The organism is Nocardia macrotermitis (assembly GCF_009604405.1).
Classification (GTDB): domain Bacteria; phylum Actinomycetota; class Actinomycetes; order Mycobacteriales; family Mycobacteriaceae; genus Nocardia; species Nocardia macrotermitis.
Genome location: NZ_WEGK01000036.1, coordinates 1 through 19,488, shown reverse-complemented (window position 1 = coordinate 19,488; position 19,488 = coordinate 1). Strand labels below are relative to the sequence as shown.

Here is a 19,488-nt window from a genome sequence, read left to right as displayed (position 1 = left end):
ACCGGACCAAGCGAGGTGACCGCCCCTGAAATAACGACCCCCACCCGCAAGAGGGTGGGGACTTTCCCTGGCCACCAGTGGATACCTCACTTGGCCACCAACGGCGACTTCCATATGGCCATTGACATATGGCGGAGCATGCCGCGCCTCAATGAAGTGCAGGTCCCGGAGGACCTGCGGCGGGTGGAGCTGCCGCGCCAACTTCGTTGGCTTGCCCCGCCTCAATGAAGTGCAGGTCCCGGAGGACCTGCGGCAAGTGGCACCCCGATTTCGTCCACCAGTGCGAATGGACGCCTCAATGAAGTGCAGGTCCCGGAGGACCTGCGGCGTTGCCTTGATCGGAGAGTGAGCACATGGCCCCCTCGAAGCCTCAATGAAGTGCAGGTCCCGGAGGACCTGCGGCGCTCGTGCCGGACTTGGAGCACATCGACGGGATCGAGCCTCAATGAAGTGCAGGTCCCGGAGGACCTGCGGCTGGTTGTGGCATTCGCCGTGCCGTTGATCGTGTTCGCCTCAATGAAGTGCAGGTCCCGGAGGACCTGCGGCGTTGGTGAATTACCGCCGACCCGGAAACCGCGTCGCCGCGGCCTCAATGAAGTGCAGGTCCCGGAGGACCTGCGGCCACATGGTCGACGGTGTCGGCTCCTGGTTTGCCGCAGAGGCCTCAATGAAGTGCAGGTCCCGGAGGACCTGCGGCTTGAGGCGCTGATCCTGGTGCACCAGCGGGCTCAGCGCCTTACCGCCTCAATGAAGTGCAGGTCCCGGAGGACCTGCGGCATGTTCATCGATTCCGCCGACCTGGCGAAGTATCAGGCGCCTCAATGAAGTGCAGGTCCCGGAGGACCTGCGGCCGCCCACTATCGGCCAGACGGCAGCCTCGACCAGGTGAGGCCTCAATGAAGTGCAGGTCCCGGAGGACCTGCGGCACCTTCGGGTACGGGTTCCGGCCGTGGAACGGGAGCCTCAATGAAGTGCAGGTCCCGGAGGACCTGCGGCAGGGTCCTGATTTTATACGCATTTACCAGGACGAATGCGTGCGTTCGCGAGCGCTGTTGTGCGACACGCCGGTGAAGGGGGTATCGGCGGGCCGAGTATCCGCCTGTAAGGCTGTGACCTGTGGAAATAGTCCGCGAGGGCTCGCCGGGGTTTTGGTGCATGATGGAGCTCTCGCGGGCGTACATACGTGGCATGTGAGCGCCAGGCGAGCGATGCTCGGGAGAAGGTGCGGCGTTACAGGATGACCGACCCCGATGGAGTGATGCGGCGGGATCGGCCGAGTGTTCGGAATCGGCTGTCTTCCACTGATTTTGATATGCCGAGGTCGCAGATGAGTACGGAGTCTTCGGTGATCAGTGCGATGTCGTGGATTTCGGTTTCGAGTCGGAGTAGTCGGGCGGGGCTGGCATCGATGACGAACACGCTGTATTGGACTCTGTCGCCGTGTCGCTGAAGGCATTTCGCCAAGCGGTCGCGGCGGCGGTCGTCGGGGATGTCGTAGGCGATCAGGTAGCGGTGGGTGTCGTCGCGGCTCATCGGGTGATGACTCCGACGTAGGTGTTCTGGCTGCCGTCGAGGTAGCCCAGGACCATTCGGGCTTGGATCTCGATGGCGCGTCGCCAGGTGATTCGGTAGCCGAAGATGGGGTGGGTGAACTCGGTTTCGACGCGTCGCTCGTAGTTGGCGATGAGTGCCTTGCGTCCGCTGTCGCGCAGTCGTGCGGAGCCGAGGGCGAAGCTGAAGTCGACGTCGGTGAGCTCGCCGTTGTTGACCGCGGACAGTACGACCGCGTCCGCGAGCGGTGCTCGGAATTCTTCCATGAGGTCGAGCGCCAGGGCGGGCTTGTTGCGGTTGCTGCTGTGCAGGAACCCTGCGTGTGGGTCGAGTCCGCAGGCCGAGACGGCGCGGATGACCTCGGCGAGTAGGACGCCGTACAGATAGTTCAGCGCGACGTTCAGGGGATCGAGAGCACCGCGACCCACGCGGCCGGTCCAGTGATCTCGGAACCAATCGCCGCGTGGGGTGCCGAGCATGGACGGAAATCCGCTGAAGTAGCGAGCGGCAGCGTCGCCTTCGGAGCCGAATATCGCGCCGATCGTGTCGGCGTTCTCGACACCGTGTTGCAGGTCGCGCAGCTGGGCGACGATGTCGGGGGCGTCGCCGTTACGGCGCAGCAAGGTTGCCTGGTTGGCGATCTTGGCGGCGATGAAGGCGCGGGCCAAGCCGATTCGGCCTTCGGCGGATGCCTGGTGCTGGCGAACTCGCGCCACACCGTTGGGTGTTCGCGCGGTATGACTCCACCCGATGACCGTTCCACGGCCTGAGCACCAGACGATTGTGAGTGCGCGCCAATGGAGTTCGCGGATCAGCGCGCTCGACAAGTCGATGTTGCCGTGGACCACCAGCCCGCGGACGCGCTCGAGCGGAATGGAGGCAAGCTCGTCGCCGTGGTGGTGGACACGGAGCCGACCGCTGCTCAAGGACGCTCGACTACCCGCCGTCGCGAGGTGAACGATCTGGCTGTCCGGATCGGCAACGGAAATCCGGCGCGTTACCGGTGCTTCCGCGCGTTCTTCGGGCAGGCACACGCCGACATGGGAACAACGCAGGCAGCGGGGGTCGTCCTCAAGTGGTGGCGGTGCGGTCGGGGCGCTGATCGTGGTTCGTGTTTGCTCCACCTCGCGCGCTGCCGCATCCCTGTCGGAGTCGATGATCTCGACTGCGACGAACCGCTGGTGGCTGGTGAAGTAGACACCGTGTTCCGCGACTGTGAACCCCGCCTCGGCGAGACACTCGCTTTGGAGGGCGAGCTGGATGCGCATTGCGTTGGTGACCTCGGGAACGCGCCGGACCGGTGTCGCCTTGAATTCGACGACTTTCAACCCGTCGGGCGCGTCCTCGACGACGTCAGCACGACCGACGACGCCGAGCTGATCGCTGGAGATGTCGACGGCATTCAGTTTGCCGAGTCGGGATCTCGTTGCGTCATCGACCGTCCGGTGGGCGTTCATTCCGGCGTGACCTGTCAGGCGGCCATCTGGTGGGTATCGGTTTGCTCCCCGGCTGCTTCGAGCCAAGCGCGGCGGGGACAGAAGATGTGGTGTGCGACAAGACTGATCGGGATCGGATCCATTCGCTTCCCCTTGCTTTACGGCCCCGACCGAACTATTGCAGCATGGTCGAGGCCGAGCATGTTGGCGTTTGCCGACAGTTGGCCCGATGTCTACCGCGAACACATGTCACATGACAGTCGACGTATAAATCGCCACCGCGATTTATACCCGTTGCTCCGTTGTCGCGCGGCACACGCTGGCCTCGATGAAGTGCAGGTCCCGGAGGACCTGCAGCGTGTTGTGGGCGCGGGCTGCAACTGCCGCCGCTGTATCGGCCTCGATGAAGCGCAGGCCCGGAGGGCCTGCGCCCGGTCATCATCTTGGTGACGTAGTCGGCGGTGGCGGTGCCTCGATGAAGTGCAGGTCCAGAAAGACCTGCGGGGGCGATGCCGTTCCACAAGGCGACGATACCGTCGTTGCCTCAATGAAGTGCAGGTCCGGAAGGACCTGCGGGTCGCTGAAAGATATTCGCGCCGAACAGGATTCATTGCGCCTCAATGAAGTGCGGGTCCGGAAGGACCTGCGGGTGCGGGTGCGGCTCGGTGGCACGTCCACGATGATGTCGTCGCCTCAATGAAGTGCGGGTCCGGAAGGACCTGCGGGGTGCGATCAGATCCGTGGCACCGGCCCTTACGACGAGCCTCAATGAAGTGCGGGTCCGGAAGGACCTGCGGGCGGTGAGCGCGTAGCCGTTGACGTTCAAAACGTCGGCCTCAATGAAGTGCGGGTCCGGAAGGACCTGCGGGGGAAGGACCTGCGGGTACGGCGGTCAGCCCGGCGGGCCTCAATGAAGTGCGGGTCCGGAAGGACCTGCGGGCTCCGCTCGACTATGCGCGTGTACGCGCTTAAGCCTCAGAGCCTCAATGAAGTGCGGGTCCGGAAGGACCTGCGGGCACCGCCCTCGGAGCCCAGCACCCACCCGCACGGGTCCCAGCCTCAATGAAGTGCGGGTCCGGAAGGACCTGCGGGAGGGTCCGTATTTTATCGTCTTTTACCAGGAGAAATGCACGCCGCCGCGAGCGCTCTTCTGCGACACGCCGGTGAGAGAGCGCTGTCGCGGGTTCGTTACTGGGGTGGATGGTCGCGACCTGCGGAAATAGGTCGCGAGGGCTCGCCGGGGTTTTCGTACACGATGGAGCTCTCGCGGGGTGTACGGACATGTGCGGGTGTGATGGATCCATCGTTGCCGGTGGGTTGGGGGATGGTTGTCGCGGTCGACCGATGGATCGTGTTGTTGGTCTATGGGGATCGACGAGGTGGTCGTGAGGTGCGGTCCAGTCTGTAACGGGCGGACTTGTCGGTGGTATTGGCTACTGTGCTGTGCGCGTCGTTGGTCGGCGCTACGGACGGTGTGTCCGGTTGTAGCAGAGGAGGTTTCATGGCGAAGTTGTCTTATCAGGATCTGCTGTCGGCGTGTTTGCCGGGTGGGGCTGCGGTGCTGACGTCGGTGACGGAGTTGGCTCCGGCTGGGGGGCCACATACGGCGGTGGCACCGGCCAAGTTCGTGGACGGGAAGAACTCGGTGTTCGCGTATGAGACTCGGTACATCGATGGCGAGCCGTTGCGGGCGGTGATGATCGATTCGAAGCAGTCACAGTTGAATCGGGTCGAGCAACCGTTGTCGATCGCGGTGGAGGCCGGACATGCTGTGCTGGGTCGTATTCCGCGTGTACGGGTCTCGTATGACGGTGAGAGCTATACCGATTGGGAGTTGCCGCATCGGGCGTTCGACGGGCATATCCGTGCGGGCACAGTCGATGGTAAGCCGGTGACCGAGCACCCGGTTTATCGGGCGGCGCGGGATGCGTCCGCGCGTAATGCTCGGGCGTTGTTGGAGATGAGTCCGGTCAGTTTGGTTTTCGGGGCGTGGGATTCGTCTCGGCGTTCGCATCAGGGGCGGTATCGGAGCGCTCTGGTCGGTGAGATCATCGGTGTGCTGGCAGATCAGAGCGAGTTTGCGAAGACGTCGCCGAGGCGTGGCGGTGCGCGGGTCGACCCGGTGGCGATGAGTGTGCAGTTGCCCGGTACGCGGATGGAGGGTCTGCTTGCGGCTCAGGAGGACCAACTCAGCACCAAGATGGCGAAGGATCTTCGCGAGGATATTGCGAAGGCGAAGTCCAAGCCGGTGTCGGCTTCCCCGTTGGGGTTGGGTGGGATTCCGCCGTCGTTGAGTGCGCTGGGTGCGGTGGCCTGTCGGCGGATCATTCGTACGCACGTGTTGAGTTTCAGTGCGTTGCGGCAGTTGAGGTTCGGTGCCGACGGTGAAGGTGATGCGGCGTGTCGGGCGTTGCTGGCGGCGCTGGCGGTGAACGGGTTGGCGCGATCAGACGCGGAACTGAACTTGCGGGCGAATTGCGACCTCGTCGAGGATGGTCCGGCCGAGGTGTTTCTGGATCAGCGGTACGGCAACAAGGCCGAGCTTGAGCCGCTGACGATCTCCCAGGCGGATGATCTGCTGGAGTTCGCGATCGTTGAGGCGGTCGCGAAGGCCGGAATTCGTTGGGAGGGACAGATTTTCGATGTGGTAGGTAATCCGGTGGTGCTGGCGGGAGCAGTCGCCGAGGAGAATCCGTGAGTGGGTTGTTCGGTATCAACGCCCGGTTCCCGTTGGGGGTGTACACGGGGCACAGGTTCGATGGGACACCGGATCCGTTTCCTGATCCGGCGCGATTGCACGCGGCGTTGGTGAATGCGGCGGGGCAGGGATCGACCGCGGTGCTCGAGGGGAATGAGTTGCGTCCCAGCGACGCGGCGATGGCGGCGTTGAGGTGGCTGGAAAGCAATCCCCCCACCGGAATTCGGCTTCCGAGCATGACGCCGGTCGCGGTGCGGGCGGTGACGGCGTACCGGGCCGAGGGAGTCGTGCGTTACGAGGGCAAGCGGTGGGTGGACAAGAAGACGCAGCGCGCCTTCTCCGACGGCGTCGCGGTCGATGGCGCGGTCGGATGGTCGTGGGAGGGTGTGGAGGTACCCCGGTCGGTGGCCGCGACATTGGCCGAACTGTGTGCCGATGTGTCGTGTCTGGGGGAGGCGACGAGCCCGGTGATCCTCGAGATCGGCGAGGTAGTGCCGACCGAGGTGCTGCGAGTGAATCTGAAGGCGTACCAACGTGGCGGGCGCAGGGTCCGGACGGCGGCGTCGGGCCGCAGTGCGGTACTGGTGGATGCGCACTGCGCGGCTCGTCCCGCCAAGCGTCCAACCGTCGCGAACGATCGCCATACGTCCGCTGATAGTCCGGCTCCATCCACGGTTCCGGTCGAGGGGTTGTCGGAATTGCGTTATGCGCCAGTGGTTGTCGAGCCGTTGGCGGCTCCGTGGCAACAGGTTCTGCTATTGGAAACGAAGGAGCGAATCGAGCCGCAGGATCGTGTGATGTGGGCAGTCGCGTTGCATCGCGCGTTGATCGCCCGGATCGGATATGGTGCGCCACCGTTGGTGACCGGGAAGTACGAGGACGGGGTCACGCCGCCGGTGAACCGGTTGGCGATCCAGTATCTCGATGCGTCACTGACCGCGGGGTTGGGGCTTACTGATCCGGCGTTCGGGCTGATGTTGCCGGGAGATGTTGCTGCACAAGATCTTCTGATGTTGGGGGGGGCGCTGCGCGATTTGAAGGGGATACGATCGCGGGACAAAGCCATTCGGTTGACGCCATCCAGTCGGACGCTCGACGCGACGACGTTCTGGCCTGCGGTGCAGCCGGGCCATCGCCGAATGTGGCGTACGCACCCGGCGGTGATGCCCGAGACTTCTCGACGGCAGGGTGGTGACAAGCCGTGGTCGCTGGTGGATGCGGCGTTGTTGTCGGTGGGTTTCGTGTGGCGTGGCGAGTTCCCCGACGTCGCCCCGCGTGACTATCGCGGTCTGGTCGATGCTGTGAAATCTGCTGGTGTCAAAGCGCTTTCGCCTTCGCTGGTGACGCGTGAGGTGTCGCGGTATGCGCACAAGATGCCCAAGGGAGTTGTTGCTCAGCCGTATCGGACCACGATCGATCTGGGATCGCTGGCACCCGAGCGTGCGATGGCGGCGATCGGGCAGACTCGTCATCTCGGCGGTGGGCTGTTGGTGCCGATGGACATGCCGACTGACGCGGCCGAGTTGCTGTTCGAGGAGGCTCGGTGAGCCTGGACCTCAACGACTTCGGGGAATTTTTCGCCCGGACGCACGGCGATGATGCGCCTTTCCGGTGGCAGACCCGGCTCGCGGAGCGACTGTGCACGACTGGTCGGTGGCCCGAGAGGATCGATGCGCCGACGGGGTCGGGCAAGTCGAGTGTGGTCGATATCCATCTGTTCGCCAACGCACTGCACGCGGTAGGAGCCGGGGCACGCGTCCCTCGGCGGTTGTCGGTGGTGGTGAACCGGCGCGGCCTGGTCGACCAGCATGCGGTCCGCGCGCAAAAACTGGCGGAGCTGCTGAATCCCGCCGCCGATGACGCGATCCTGGCGGAGGTGGCTGCCGCACTGCGGTCGCTGCGCACCGGGCAGGGGAGCGATGAGGACACCGAGTCCTTCGTGCTGGCGATGTTGCGTGGCGGAGTGCCGGCCGACCGCCGGTGGGTTGATGATCCCAGTCGTTGTGTAATCCTGTGCGCCACACCGGATATGTGGGGCAGCAGGCTCTTGATGCGTGGCTATGGTTCGTCCCGATACGCTCGCCCGCGTGAGGCCGGACTGCTCGCGTACGACAGTGCGGTCGTCATCGACGAGGCGCACCTGAATCGGCAACTTCTGCTGACGGCTCAGAGGGTTGGTGAACTCGCTGCCCGGACCGCCGTCCGGCTCGGTGTGGCGGCCTTGCAAACAGTCGAAACCACCGCCACGCCAGCCGGATCCGGAACCGATCCGGCTGCGGAAGGCGTGAACTCCGACGAGGTTGAAACCGAACCGGTGCTGGCGCGGCGGTTGCTGACCGCGAAACCAGTCCACTGGACAGGAATGGACTCCTGGACCGGTCGAGCACCCAGTGCCCGCTACCTCGAGGATCTCGCGGTGCTGATCCGGGACCAGCACAAGCGTTTCGGGCGAGGCATCCCGACTGGGCGAACGGTGGGCTGCGTGGTCAACCGTGTCGATACCGCCGTGAAACTCGCTGCGCTACTGGAGAAACAAGGCCTGCGGGTCGAGGCCAGAGTCGGCCGGATGCGGCCCTACGATCTGGAGCGAATGCTGGCCGAGAAGCCGGGCCTGCTGACCGCCGCCGGCGACGCGACCACCGATGTACTGGTCGCCACCCAGACCGTGGAGGTCGGCGTCGACATCGACCTGGCCGCGATGGTCACCGAACTGGCCCCGGGATCCGCGCTGGCCCAGCGCGCCGGGCGCGTCAACCGGGTCGGCGAGTCGACCGAGACCGAAGTCCTCGTCGTCGGCCCGCACGATCCCGAGAAGGTCGTCGATACCCCGCCGTATGTCAAGGACGATCTGACCGCAGCATACGATTGGGTGCTGCGACGCGAAAACGATCCGAAAGGTCTTGCGCCGCTGGCGATCTCCCACGATCCCGCGCCGACCGCGCAGTCGAGGAGGACCTTGCTCCAGCGTCTCGAGCTATCGGACGCGCACCTGCTGAGTCGAACGAACGACCCGTTGTGCGATCAGCCGGATCTGGGACTGTGGCTGCGTGACGATCTCGACCCGGATCAAGCCATGGCCGCAGTCGTGGTGCGCGCCCATCTGCCGGAGGACGACAGCATCGCGCTCGAATTGCTGCGCGCCGTGCCGCCGACCGATGTCGAGGCGTTTCCGTGTCGTCTCGGCGAGGCGTCCGGGCTGATCACCCGCGTGCAGCTGGCCGAGGACCGATCTCGAGTATTTCTGTGGCGGGGTGACCGATTCGTCGACGACCCCGAGATCCAAGTCCGCCCCGGGGATGTGATCGTTCTGGACGACTGCCACCCCGTCCAGGTCAAAGGCGTTGTCGTCACGGACACGTCGAGCCGTCCGGCTAAACCGGTCCCCATCGACCGGTTGCCCGGTATCCGCGAGATCATCCTCACCGGTGACATGCTCGACGAATTCGCCGACATGACCGCGGAAGACGCCCAGCGCGACTACGAAGACGCCGGAGGTATCGGACAACTCGTTCCCGGGCCACTCGAGCCGACGTCCATCGACCCGCGATTGTCGTGGATTGTGATACGAGATGCCAAGAGCGGCACCGTCGATGAGGAGACCCGCCAGGAGTGGACCCCCAACAAGCATGTGTTCCTCGACGCGCATTCCGAGGCTGTCGCGAACAGGGCGTTCATGGTCGGCCAACGAGTCGGCCTCGCCGAACCACTTTGTGAGGTTGTGCGGCACGCGGGTCTGGACCACGACCTCGGCAAGAAGATCGACTGGTTCCAACGGCTGCTGGGCCGCGGATCCGACGACCCGCCACTGGCCAAGAGCCGCAAACGATCCGAATACCAGGCCAAACGGACCCGTGCAACCTGCGGCATGCCCACTGGCTGGCGACACGAACAGCAATCGGTCATCGACGCGGCGCACGCACTCGACGACGGCGGAGTCACCGACGCGTGGTTCCGGGATCTGATTCTGCGACTGGTCGGCACCAGCCACGGCCGCGGCAGACCCGGATTCCCGCACTCCGCAGCCGAACTATCAAGTGGCACAACCGATCCGCGCGCTGTCACCTTGTTCGACACCGGTCGGTGGGACACCCTGATCGAACGCACCCACATCGAATGGGGAATCTGGGGAGCGTGCTACCTCGAAGCCCTGCTCCGCGCCGCTGACGGCCAATGCTCCCAGGAAGGAACATGACTATCTTCCACCTCGCCGGCGCGGACACCAGCGCACTGACCCACTTCGCGCTCTACGGACTGGCCAACATCGTCGAATCCGAGACCACACGCACCGTCCTGTTGCGCTGGAACCCCGAAAACCGCACAGCCGAACTCGATCTGGACGGCCTCCACCACGACGATATCGGCCAGGCGGTGCACTCCCACGCGACCCGATGCGCCGAGCCGACATCCTGGTTACATGCGCGCGTGGACCACGGCGGACGCCCCAACACCGCCGCCTTCAGCCCACGCATCAAACTCGCTGCCAGAGACCAGGAATGGCGCACCCTCCAGAACGTCCGCAACACCCACCTCGACACACTCCTGGACACCAACGCCTACCTGGATCTGGCGATGATCGGCGGTCTAGGCGAGCCCGCCCACTGGCGATTCGTCGGCAAGGAACGCCGCCCCGACCACGGCGCCAGCCGATGGGAAATGAAGACCCGCAACCAGGGCGAAGAATTCGTAGGCCAACGCCTCCTACCCATGGCCGAAGCCGTCGCCAACCGCACCTCGGACGCAATCCTCGAGGGCCTGGCCGGCAAAGCTGTCATCGACGAACTCGCGGGCCGAAAACCCAACTCCCAAACAGCCACAGGATTCACCCGGCCCGCAACCACCGACTGCGCACTGGCCTGGTGTGCACTGTGGGGAATCACGAACTTCCCCACGATTCACCGCATCTCAACTATCTCCCGCACCCCAGCCGCATACCCGACCCGCGTCCTACACCCCACCACGATGGTGCTACCGATCATCACCGCCCCGATCACCACCGCCCGACTCCGAACGGTCCTGCTCTCCGAAGCCTTCGACACGATCGCCGACCACCTCATCGCCCAACCCGACGACGAGCCCGACGCCACAGCCACCGACGCCTCGAGCAAATGGCTGGCAGCCCGAGGAATCCCGGCGGTCATGGTATTCCCGATCCAAAAAATAGGAAGCGACGCCGCCCCCCAACGAATCATCCTCGCCGGACAAGTCGAACTGCTCCCCTCGGTCTAGGTGCGTCTATGAAGTGCAGGTCCCGAAGGGCCTGCGAGGCTAACGCATGCGGTCGAGGTCGCCGACAGGCATGCCTTAATTAAGTCCAGGTCCACGAGGAACCGGTGGCACGGGAAGCCCGGCCGCTGCTCATCGACCTGGTGCCCTGCCCTCAATGAAGTGCCGTTCGGTATGACCTGCGGGTTTGTTCGATGCGGTCCGAGGTTGGACAAGGATGTGGCCGTCGGGTGGCGGATTCTTCCAGGAGGCTGGTGGTGGCCGATCAGCGATCCGCCACCACCAGTTCTACGTAACCCGGCGCTCACGCTCTCGGCGTAACTGCCAGGGAGTCTCTGCCTACACCGACGACAACGGTGTAGGCAGAGCGATGTCAGGGCGTGATCGCAAGCCAGGTTGGCCGGTGCGCCCAAAAGGCGTGCCACCAGGGCTCGATCAGGTCGATCGCGAGACGACTGGATAACCCGATCGTCACCCGCTGGATCAGGCTGATGCCTAGCATTCGTCGTTTGCGCATCGTCCGTGAGCGACGACGGTTAGCCCGTCGTCCTCGACGCCGTGTCATGTGGACCCTCTCGATTTGTGTTTGGGTGGTGCACTTCGGGGATGCGGCATCCACGAGGAGGGTAGCCGCTTCAAGGTTGTGATTTCAACCTTGCTCGCATCTTCTCTTAGAAACACCGTTTATGTACTCCGTTTCTGGCCTGTGGGGTACACCGACGTCAATGTTGGCTGCGCGTGGTAGACAGCAGAGGACGAGAGCGGCGGCCTGCTGCGTGTCGGCTCAACTGTGCGCCTGTAAAACACCGTGCCTCAATGAAGTTGCAGGCCGCCAGAGAGATCGTATCGGCGATGGTCAATAGCAGCGAGCTCACCGTGCTACTCGATGACAATGGAGCAGGGAGGGGGAGCTGCCACGGTCGTCCATCGCGGGAGGTCTGTCTTCTGCCAGGATATGGCGCGTTCGGTTGCAGAGCTCTCGCGGGTTCTGGGACATGGAGTGTTGGCGGGCGGTGTGGGGGTGGTTACAGGGTGTGGCGGCGCGGCCGTTGTCCAGGAACGGGTTTGGTCTTGCGACGGTGGGTGGGTTGTGGGGTGCGGGATTTCGGTGATGTCGTGGCGGTGCGGGGTGGTGTGGTCGGTGCGCTGTCGTACGGACGGGTGGGTGTGCCGCCTGGTGGCGGAAGTTGTTCAGCGGTGGGTTCGAGTAAGTGTCGGCGTAGTTGTTCGGCGTACGCAGCGAGTTCGGTGTCTTGGCCTGGGTGGGGTGGGGGGACTGGGCAGACGGTTGCGGTCGGTGGTGTCGGTGGGAGGTTGTCATGGATCCATCGGTCTGCGCGTGTGTGTAGGACGGCGGCGGTGTCGTCGGTGTTGGTGAGTGATTCGCCGTGGTCTTGGTGGTTGTCGGTGGCGATGGCGGTGGTGAGTTCGTGGGTGTCCAGGCCATGGGCGTCGGCGAGGGCGATTGTGTCCAGCAGGGTTTGGAAGTGTTCGGAGTGGGTTGCTTCGTGGAAGAAGATGCCAGGGAGGGCGTGATCGAGTAGGTAGGTGCCGCGGGCGTCGGCGAGTTGCTGGTAGACCTCGGTGTAGGTGGTACGGATGCGGCGGTCGGCGGCGGTTTGTTCGGCGCGCATGGTGTCGGTGGCGGAGAGGTTGTCGTCCTGGCGGGCAAGGGCTTTGGCGAACATGGTGATGGGGGTGTGGGGGTCGTCGGGTTGTTGGTCGCCGGTGATGTCCAGGAGTTGGTCGGTGGCGAGGTAGATGCGGTTGAGGTGTCGGCCGCGGGTGAGTCCGACGTAGGCCAGGGCGCGGCCGACGATGTTGTCCATGAGGACATACGCGTGGTCGACGGTGGATCCTTGGGCGCGGTGGATGGTGGTGGCGTACCCGAGTTCGACGTGGCGGGTGAGGTAGTCGGCGGGGAGGTGGACGGTGCCGCGGTGGTCGATGCCGGTGGCGGTGAGAGAGCCGTCGGGGTGGATGTGGTGGATGCGCCATAGGTCGCCGTTGTCGATTCCGGTGCCGTCGCGGATGCCGCCGGTGACGCGGATGCCGCGGTGGTTGAGGCGGGTGAGGATGGTGTCGCCGAGGTATCCGTTGTGGTTGTCGGACAGGCGGATCGAGGGGCCGGTGGTATCGATGCGGCCGGTGGCGGCGTGGGCGGCTTGGGCTTCGGTGTTGAGGGCGTGGACGTTGTCGAGGGTGGCGGCGATCATGATCGAGGAGATGCCGTGGGCGGTGTCATCAAGGTGGGCGGTGAGGATGTGGTGGCGGAGTTGGTGGCTCATGCCGTGGGTGATGCGGTCGTGAGTGTTGTAGAAGTCCCAGGCTTGTTCGAGGTTTCCGGCGCGTAGGGCGAGGGTGGCGTCGGCTTCGTCGGGGTCGCTGAATCGGACGAGGTTGTGTAGGTGCGGGGCGTTGGTGTCGCGGGCGAGGGTGCGGATGATGCCGCCGGCTTCGACGGCGGAGAGTTGTTCGGGGTCACCGATACAGCGCACGATCGCGTCGTGTTCGCGGGCCAGGGCCAGGATCGCGTCGAGGTCGGCGGTGGCGGCCATGGCGGCTTCGTCGATCAGGATCATCGCCCCGGGCGACAGGCCGGTGGGGAGTCCGTGTTCGGCTCGGGTGCGTAGCGCGGCAATGGTTTTCGCGCGGATCCCGAGCGCATCCCCGAGTTGGCGGGCCGCGGAAGCGGATGGTGCCAGGGGGATCACGTCGAGGTCGGCGGCAAGCCAGGCCGCGGCGACGGCTTTCATCGCGGTGGTTTTGCCCGAGCCTGCGGGACCGACCGCGACGGAGACCAGTGTCGCGTTGGTGCACAGGTAGTGGGCGATGGCGTGTTGCCCGTCGTCCAGGCGCAGGTGTTCGTCGTGTTCGATCCGGGTGATCGCGCGGTCGACGAGTTCCGCCGGGATGCGGTGCGCGGTGGGGGTTTTCGCGGCGTCCAGGAGGCGGGTTTCGGCGTCCAGGACGGTGGTGGAGGTGTAGCGGGTGGCGCCGGTGACGGTGAAGACGGATTCTCCGTTGGCGCGGGCGATGGTGGTGGGGATGGGGTCGGGTTCGACTGTCAGGCGTAGGGAGTGGTGATCGCGGACGAGGGCGGTGACTTCCTCGACGGCGGCGCGGTGCTGGTCGTCGGTGGCGAATTCGCAGAGCCCGACGCGGTCCTCGACCGCGGAGCGAATGTTCGCCTCGGTCCAGGTCGCTCGTCGGCGGGCGACGGTGTCGGCGACCTCGAGGGAAATGGATTGCGGCTCATAGACACTGCACTCGGCCGCGTGATGCGCGGCGTTGATGCGGTCGAGCAGATCAGCGGGCGGATCGCGGGTTAACAGGGTGCGCACGGCTGTGCGTGCGTGGCGGCGCTGCGCGGGGTTGTCGAACGCGCACGTGTCGAGGTGCACGTCGATGCGTGCGCGGAGTTCGGTGCGGGTGGCGGTCGCGAGACCGGTGACTCCGCCGAGGTCGGCACCGACCGCGACCGCGACCTCGGTGAGCTGGAACCGCACCGCGGTCTTGCCGGTGTGTTCGGCGAGCAGGTCATCGATGAACTGCACTCCGCTGCGGCCATCGCCCAGCAGGTCGTGTGCGCGGTCGGCCCACTCGGTGAGCATGTCCCGCAACGCTTTCGGGACCGGTTTGGCATCGCGGGTCTCGAGGGTGGCCTGCTGGGCCAGCTTGTACTGCGTGGTGGTCGACGGGTTGCGTCCATGCGTCGCGCGGTAGTCGGTGATTAGTTGTTCGGTGCGGGCGATGATGTCCGGAGTGCGGGAGAACTCGGTGATCATCGCGTCGGGGATGCCGACCACTTCCAGGACCGGGACCGTGCCGCGGCGGCGAGTGCGGGGCTCGAAGCGGAACCCGATCCGGCGGCGGATCTTGCCGACGATGGTCGCGTTGTACCGGCACGACAGCGACACTCCGGTGGCGAACAGCGGGCGCGCGTCGAGTGCGGACCATTTCCCGTCGACACCCAGGGTTTTGCCCGAGATGACCGAGTGGGTGTGCAGATTCATGTCACCGGTGCGGTTGTCGAAGTGTTCGAACGCGGCGATGACGAGTCCGTGGGTGTCGATCTCTTGGATGCCGTTGCGGCCGCGGCGGGTGACCGCGCACTGGGATTCGGCCCACGCCAACACTTCTCGCACGGCCTCGCGGTGGCAGCGCAGGATCTCCTGGCGGATCTTCTCGCTGCCCAACCCCCACAGGATCGAGATCGACTTCGGCGGGGTGAACACGCAATCGAACCCCGCGACCGCCTTGCGGGATTGGGCTTTCTCCTGCGCGAGGGCGTGGTCGATCTCGGCGCGCTTCGGTTCCCGGCCCAGGGCGCTGGTCAGGTGGGTGCGGGCGGCGGCGAAGCGCAGTTCGGTGCGCTCGTCCCAGGTCGGGCGGCGCTGTTCGGCGGCGGTGAACGCCTCGACCGCGGCACCGAACAGGTCGTTGATCGGTGTGTTCGGCGTGGTGTATTCGGCAAAGGAGTTGCCGAGTTTTACGGCACCGATCGCCTGCCGGGCAGTTTTCCCGGCGGTGATTTCCTGGGCGATGATGGTGTCGGCGTTCGGATGTAATCCTTCGCCGAACAATGCGGCCATCTGAGCTTCGGTGACGTCGCCGGTGAGCCCTAATTGTTCTGCTCCCGATCCCATCCAGATACCGGGTGGTGTGCCGGTTTCGGTGTAGTAGTGCGTGAGGTCTCGGGTGCGGTCGCGGACACGGTCACCGCTGGCTACCTGCCTGGTCAGATACAGGTAGCCGTCTCCGGCGTGTAGGCGGTGAATCGTCATCACCTACACGAAAATAAGCCCGGAATTCACATCCCATAAAACGCGATCCGAAGCGGCGTGCATGCGATGCAAGAGGTGTGCACATTGACTGGAATAGAACCCATATGGGCAGTGGAGAAAAGGAGTTCGGATGACTGTCTGGAGCGAGAGAAAGATGGGACAGTGAGGAGAGAAGAACAACAGAACAGGGAAATGGAGCAGGACGAGAAAGCATGGCGATGAGCACGCCCCAGCGCGCTACCGCGCGGGGCGGACAGGAGGTTCGGGATGAACGATCGGAAGACCTCGGCACGGCGGTGGGCGCGGGAGGCGAGCGCGAAGATGCTCGCCGAGCAGATCCGGGTGGCCAAAGCGAACGAGACGGACCTGTTGGAGTTCCGCAAGAACCAGAACCGGCTGGCGCGCGCGGCACACCGTCGGGACACCGCGGTCACCGCGGCCGTAACTGATTACGAGACGACCCTCGCCGAGGTCACCGCCGCACAAGCGGAGACGCTGCGGCGATTGCGGGCCCGCGGCATGGAGGAGACGCAGCTGCGTGAGGTGACTGGTATGGCGATCCCGGAGTTGCGGCGGCTGCTGCGCGAGAGCGCACCGCCGCACTCGCGGCGGCCTCGGTCAGGCCGCCGGGCGGCCCGGGGAGGCGACGGTGGAACGGGGAATCAGATGCCGCAGTCCGGGCAGGGTGAACACGCGCAGCGCGACGCGGGAGGCCCACATGCCGTGCTTGAACGCCCACGCCCAATGCCCGGCCAACCAGATCAGGACCCCGGCCAGCAACCACCAGAGCCGGTACGGGATCGCGCGGTCGGGAAACAGCACGATCGCGACGAGGGAATCCAGCGCGATCAGAACCCCCGCGATGCGGGCCAGGATCGGAAAAGCCCACCAGAGTACGAACAACACCAACACGGCGACAGCCGCGAGCCAGATCAAACCCATGAGCCGACCTCCAGAAGCGAATAACCAGCAACACGGTGTGCATTCAGTGCACCGCGAAACCGTCCACAGCGGCAGTGGAATGAACAGAAACAGTGGACGAACTGCGGTGAGCAGCAGCAGCGGTGAGCAGCTGCTCGTTGTCACAGCACAGGGCATGCGCGCACGCGCGATCCAGAGCGTCGTCCAGGGCGATCGCCAGCAATCGGTTCCGATCCCGCAGTCGACGGTTCTCGGTGACCAGAGCACAGACCTGGGCAGCCAGATGCTCGACAACCGCGAGCCCAGGCGGAGCGCACGTTGCCGTGGCCACGCAGGCGCGGGAACCATCGACGTCCTGGACCGACGGAACAACGGTTTCGGACCAGCAGAACGATCGCAGGGGTAGTGGGCAGGTGGACATCACTTTCACCTCCGAAGGCGCACAGGGGCCGCTCCACCACACGGCGGAACGGCCCCGGAGAAATTTGGGAAGCCAGGCCGGACTACGTGTCCGGCCTGGCCGCGGATCAGAACGGCACGGAGCCGGACCGAGCGGGCTCCTGGGTACGTGCCTGGTCGGGCTCGACCGGCTCACCGGCGTCGCCCTCGCGCGCGTCGACCACGTTGTAGGCGACCTTGGTGACAACGGCCCTCGCGTACTTGAGCGAGGGCGCGATGTTGCTGACCCGCACATCGGTGAACGTGCGAGTCTCCCCATCCGCGTTGGTGACCCGGTTCTGCTGCAACTGACCGGTCACGATCACCCCCATCCCGCGCCGGAGCGATTCCACAGCGTGCTCGGCCATCCGGTCCCACACGTTGCAGCGCATGAACACCGGTTCCGAGTCCCGCCACTGCCCGGTCTTGGCGTCGAAGAACCGGTGGTTCTCCGCCACGGTGATCACGGTGACCTTCTTACCGGTCTTGGTGACGCGCAGTTCGGGATCGGAGGTGAGGTTGCCCTCGATGAGAATGGTCATGATCGACTCCTTGAGTGAGTAGGTAACCGAACCGATCGACCCGAACCCCTTGGCGGGCGGTGCCCGTGGGGCTGCTGTCGATCTGCGGCTCCGCCATCAGGGAACGACCGGGCGCGCAAGGGGCCCCGCGCTTTTCGCGGTCGCGAGGGTGGGATCGCCGAAGGCGACCGGAGCGTAGCGACGGCCTCGTCCCACCCGCGGCGGCTGCCGAAATTCCCAGGCGGGGTTCCCTTGCGCGTCCCGGGCGGCCCCTGATCCCCTGGGGGCTGATCGACCGCCACGCGGGCACAACCCCTGGAAGCGCCGCTTTTATGCAATGTGTGGTGTGCCAATTGCGGAATGTCTCCTGCTGTTCGGCGGCAGCCGAATGGTGGTATCGCTCAACATCGCGAACCATCTGTGTCAGCCGCTGGCACGCTGGCCGTTCACCGTGCCGACAGCCTCGTCTTGGTGGAGTGCGGTATCTGTCATTGGCAAACACCGCGATGACATTCGAGCTCGGTCGGTGTGGCGGATCTTGCTCGAATCGGTTGTACTGCACTGATGTTCGCGCCTGCGATCGAGACTGAAGGCGAGTAGTCTGCTTGGGAAAGAAGTGGCAGGACAAGTCCGTGGGGGATGTATGGTCGGGCAGTTGATAACTGTCGCTGGTGTGGTTCTGGGCGCGCTGACAACTCTGTTCGCGAACTTCGTGATGACGCGGCAGAACAACCGGCACGCGCTGGCAACCCGGTGGGACGTGAAGAAGCTGGATGCCTATGTCGAGTTCATCGATCGAATCAAGGCGAACAGCTTCGTGATCAATGAGCTCTATTACGCGGGTCACAGCGAAGTGCGGCTCCCGCCTCAACGGTCGATGGAAGCGGTTCTGGCCGATGTGGAGGAGACCGGACGTGCGCGCGACCGGGCCTTCGAAAATGTGCTGCTGCTGGCCGGTGTGGACGTGGTCGATGCCGCGCACGCGATAAAGACCGCCATCGGGATGCTGGACTGGCAAGCGCGAGGTGAGTTGGAGGGGACACCCGAGATGTGGATCGACCGCCAGCGAGCCGCTGTCGACGCCTTGAATCGATTGCACGACCTGGCCAGGCGCGACTTGGGCGTGCCGGGCGCACACACCGGCATCGGCCGCCCGTATCTTCCATCACGGGATCTGCCGCCTCGATACCAGGGGCTGCTGCATACGCATCACGGTTCGCGCACTGACGTGAGCAGTGCCTGAGCCGGATGCTCGAAACCGTGCTGATCACCTGGTGTCGTGTTTCGGTCGATCACGACGGAATGGGGTGCTGAGTACCCCGAGTTGGAATCTGTTGTGCCCAAGTGCTGGGCTGCAATTGCGCCCACGCGGCGGATTCGAAGATTACAGATATGGAATCTGCCCCGGTCAGGACGGGATAAGCTGCACTCCGTGACCGAACTCGGCAATCGTTTCCGCCAACAACTCAAGTATCTGAATACATCAGCCCGACTGTTCGACGAGGGCGACACTGATGAGGCGATGCGGATGGCGGTTGCACTACGCGTTCTGTTCCATAACACACCCTCCAGCCACGCCTTGCTCCACCAGATGGGGCTGGAGTCGACCGTGAAATTCGTGGACACCGCAGTCGTAGGCGGGGCCGAGATCTTCGCCGGGCACGTTGTGGTAGAGATCGAATACACGACTACGGACGGAACGATCGGACTCGCCCCATCAGGCCAGGACGGGCTGGTCGAAGTCGTTCCCGCTGAAGACGGCGGCGGCCGCATCGTCGCACCACTCAGCCCGGATCCACCGACCCGATTCTGAGTGGTCGGTGAGAGTGTGAATGGAGATGCCCTGCGAGCTGCGATGATGTGACTTGCGACGGTCATTATCAGCGAGTTCGAAGGAGCATCTCCGAAGTGAA

The 19,488-nt window shown here is 64.7% G+C and carries 12 protein-coding genes and 2 CRISPR repeat arrays; of the genes, 6 read left to right on the top strand and 6 right to left on the bottom strand.

Annotated features, from left to right (window positions below; genetic code table 11):
• Positions 1-145: 145 nt before the first annotated feature.
• Positions 146-996: direct repeats of the CRISPR family, unit length 36 nt; unit sequence GCCTCAATGAAGTGCAGGTCCCGGAGGACCTGCGGC.
• Positions 997-1,230: 234 nt separating this feature from the next.
• Both cas2 and cas1 read right to left on the bottom strand, forming a co-directional pair.
• Positions 1,231-1,533 carry a CRISPR-associated endonuclease Cas2 gene (cas2, locus tag NRB20_RS37205; RefSeq protein ID WP_153416132.1) on the bottom strand — a complete coding sequence of 101 codons (303 nt, stop codon included), beginning with the start codon at positions 1,531-1,533 and terminating at the stop codon, positions 1,231-1,233.
• On the bottom strand, positions 1,530-3,233 hold the full coding sequence (cas1, locus tag NRB20_RS37200; RefSeq protein WP_319945881.1) for a CRISPR-associated endonuclease Cas1: 1,704 nt from the start codon (positions 3,231-3,233) through the stop codon (positions 1,530-1,532). Before cas1 ends, cas2 begins: the two co-directional genes overlap by 4 nt.
• A 223-nt stretch (positions 3,234-3,456) precedes the next feature.
• A CRISPR array of direct repeats spans positions 3,457-4,079; the repeat unit is 36 nt; unit sequence GCCTCAATGAAGTGCGGGTCCGGAAGGACCTGCGGG.
• A gap of 409 nt (positions 4,080-4,488) precedes the next feature.
• Here cas1 and cas7g point away from each other — a divergent pair.
• From cas7g to NRB20_RS37180, 4 genes are read left to right on the top strand one after another with little or no spacing between them, the layout of a single operon-like run.
• Positions 4,489-5,685: a type I-G CRISPR-associated RAMP protein Csb1/Cas7g gene (gene cas7g / locus NRB20_RS37195; protein ID WP_153416131.1), complete on the top strand. Its 1,197-nt coding sequence runs from the start codon at positions 4,489-4,491 to the stop codon at positions 5,683-5,685.
• A complete protein-coding gene (csb2, locus tag NRB20_RS37190; protein ID WP_319945880.1) occupies positions 5,682-7,232 on the top strand; it encodes a type I-G CRISPR-associated protein Csb2 in 1,551 nt (516 codons plus the stop codon). Before cas7g ends, csb2 begins: the two co-directional genes overlap by 4 nt.
• Entirely contained in the window at positions 7,229-9,877 is a 2,649-nt protein-coding gene (gene cas3g / locus NRB20_RS37185) for a type I-G CRISPR-associated helicase/endonuclease Cas3g (protein ID WP_319945879.1), read from the top strand. Before csb2 ends, cas3g begins: the two co-directional genes overlap by 4 nt.
• Positions 9,874-10,911 carry a hypothetical protein gene (locus NRB20_RS37180; RefSeq protein ID WP_153416130.1) on the top strand — a complete coding sequence of 346 codons (1,038 nt, stop codon included), beginning with the start codon at positions 9,874-9,876 and terminating at the stop codon, positions 10,909-10,911. The genes cas3g and NRB20_RS37180 overlap by 4 nt, the downstream gene beginning before the upstream one ends.
• A gap of 1,022 nt (positions 10,912-11,933) precedes the next feature.
• On the opposite strand, the gene mobF is transcribed toward NRB20_RS37180, so the two are convergent.
• From mobF to ssb, 4 genes are all read right to left on the bottom strand, one after another.
• A complete protein-coding gene (gene mobF, locus NRB20_RS37175) occupies positions 11,934-15,695 on the bottom strand; it encodes a MobF family relaxase (protein ID WP_153416129.1) in 3,762 nt (1,253 codons plus the stop codon).
• 618 nt (positions 15,696-16,313) lie between these two features.
• A complete protein-coding gene (locus NRB20_RS37170; protein ID WP_153416128.1) occupies positions 16,314-16,637 on the bottom strand; it encodes a hypothetical protein in 324 nt (107 codons plus the stop codon).
• A 43-nt stretch (positions 16,638-16,680) separates the two neighbouring features.
• Complete coding sequence (locus NRB20_RS37165; protein WP_153416127.1) at positions 16,681-17,037, bottom strand: hypothetical protein; 357 nt, start codon at positions 17,035-17,037, stop codon at positions 16,681-16,683.
• Positions 17,038-17,143: 106 nt separating this feature from the next.
• Positions 17,144-17,596: a single-stranded DNA-binding protein gene (ssb, locus tag NRB20_RS37160; protein WP_153416126.1), complete on the bottom strand. Its 453-nt coding sequence runs from the start codon at positions 17,594-17,596 to the stop codon at positions 17,144-17,146.
• Between the two features lie 622 nt (positions 17,597-18,218).
• On the opposite strand from ssb, the gene NRB20_RS37155 reads away from it, so the two are divergent.
• Both NRB20_RS37155 and NRB20_RS37150 read left to right on the top strand, forming a co-directional pair.
• Positions 18,219-18,818 carry a hypothetical protein gene (locus NRB20_RS37155; protein WP_194290149.1) on the top strand — a complete coding sequence of 200 codons (600 nt, stop codon included), beginning with the start codon at positions 18,219-18,221 and terminating at the stop codon, positions 18,816-18,818.
• Positions 18,819-19,007: 189 nt separating this feature from the next.
• On the top strand, positions 19,008-19,388 hold the full coding sequence (locus tag NRB20_RS37150) for a hypothetical protein (protein WP_153416124.1): 381 nt from the start codon (positions 19,008-19,010) through the stop codon (positions 19,386-19,388).
• Positions 19,389-19,488: the final 100 nt, after the last annotated feature.

What these genes read in the sequence shown, in the direction of transcription:
- cas2 (WP_153416132.1), bottom strand. Translation starts at nt 1,533, where the DNA reads ATGAGCCGCGACGACACCCACCGCTACCTGATCGCCTACGACATCCCC.
- cas7g (WP_153416131.1), top strand. Translation starts at nt 4,489, where the DNA reads ATGGCGAAGTTGTCTTATCAGGATCTGCTGTCGGCGTGTTTGCCGGGT.
- NRB20_RS37180 (WP_153416130.1), top strand. Translation starts at nt 9,874, where the DNA reads ATGACTATCTTCCACCTCGCCGGCGCGGACACCAGCGCACTGACCCAC.
- mobF (WP_153416129.1), bottom strand. Translation starts at nt 15,695, where the DNA reads ATGACGATTCACCGCCTACACGCCGGAGACGGCTACCTGTATCTGACC.
- NRB20_RS37170 (WP_153416128.1), bottom strand. Translation starts at nt 16,637, where the DNA reads ATGGGTTTGATCTGGCTCGCGGCTGTCGCCGTGTTGGTGTTGTTCGTA.
- NRB20_RS37165 (WP_153416127.1), bottom strand. Translation starts at nt 17,037, where the DNA reads ATGTCCACCTGCCCACTACCCCTGCGATCGTTCTGCTGGTCCGAAACC.
- ssb (WP_153416126.1), bottom strand. Translation starts at nt 17,596, where the DNA reads ATGACCATTCTCATCGAGGGCAACCTCACCTCCGATCCCGAACTGCGC.
- NRB20_RS37155 (WP_194290149.1), top strand. Translation starts at nt 18,219, where the DNA reads ATGGTCGGGCAGTTGATAACTGTCGCTGGTGTGGTTCTGGGCGCGCTG.